This is a genomic window from Collinsella sp. AM20-15AC (genome assembly GCF_003471405.1).
Lineage (GTDB): Bacteria > Actinomycetota > Coriobacteriia > Coriobacteriales > Coriobacteriaceae > Collinsella.
The window spans coordinates 1-981 of sequence record NZ_QRJA01000069.1 but is presented as its reverse complement, the minus strand read 5'-3'; the positions used below and the strand labels follow the sequence as shown (position 1 = coordinate 981).

At 46.9% G+C, this 981-nt stretch carries 1 protein-coding gene; it reads right to left on the bottom strand.

All coding sequences use genetic code 11. From position 1 onward, the window contains the following. Positions 1-7: 7 nt before the first annotated feature. Positions 8-868 (bottom strand): hypothetical protein, encoded by an 861-nt coding sequence (locus DW233_RS10105; protein ID WP_118268033.1) that lies wholly within the window; start codon positions 866-868, stop codon positions 8-10. Between the last annotated feature and the right edge of the window lie 113 nt (positions 869-981).

Here is a 981-nt window from a genome sequence, read left to right as displayed (position 1 = left end):
TGTTCCGCTATGCGGTTGTCAATTTGCGAAAGAAATTATGCGTCACCAGAAGAACGCTCATGTTTCTGTCGCGGTCAGCTTTTATTAGTGCAATGTCGCTCTGAAGATAAATGTCGTCCGAGTTAGAACTGAGGGTAATGCAGTTGACATCCGAAGACCTATCATCTTTTTTTACGTTGACGGTCTTTAATTCTGTTGACCCTGTATCACAGTTGAAAACCCTAAGTGCAACGACGCCGTCCTCGGTATTGTCCTGTAAGGCATATAGGCGGCTCATGTCTTTTGAGTAACTGTAGTACCACCAAGAGTCATCTTTATCTGGCTGGTATGTCTGGACCAGTTTGTCGGATTCAAGATCATAGATTTCGACCAATTTAGGATCGTCTTCATCGTCATAGTGCTCCACGGCAGCCCTATTGCCATCATCGGAGACGGTTACATTGGTCCAGGCATATTTGGCCGAAGTGATGGGATGGACTGTTTGGGTCTGGTTGTCTGGTGAGAATACGATCAAATTATTACCGTCTTCCCAGTAGAGCTGATCGCTATCGGTGATATATGCGTAATCAAGGCATTCATCTGATATATTGATGGGGCTCATGCTGCCATCATTGAAATTGATAAGGGATATTGTCTTTCGGTTGAAATCGTCATCGCAGTCGTACAGATAGCCGAACTTTGTATGGCCGTTCGTGCGGATATCCGAGTTTTCACTACTTACCTTAAAGCTATACGACTTCTCAAGTTCAGGCGTTGGTACACTACCGCCGGCTAATGCTGCAGGAGGGGTTGCGAGCGGAGACAGGGCCGCGATCAGGCCGATGGCGACTGCTGCGATCCTTCCGCTCTTTTGGATGCTCTTAAACATGGCAATCCTTTCCTCTAGATTCGAATGACGATACTGCCATGGTTAATCGGGATTCCGAAATCTTGTTGGTAGTGTCGAGAAAGTTGGTGTAGCGTCCGATCCGAAGCGAGTCG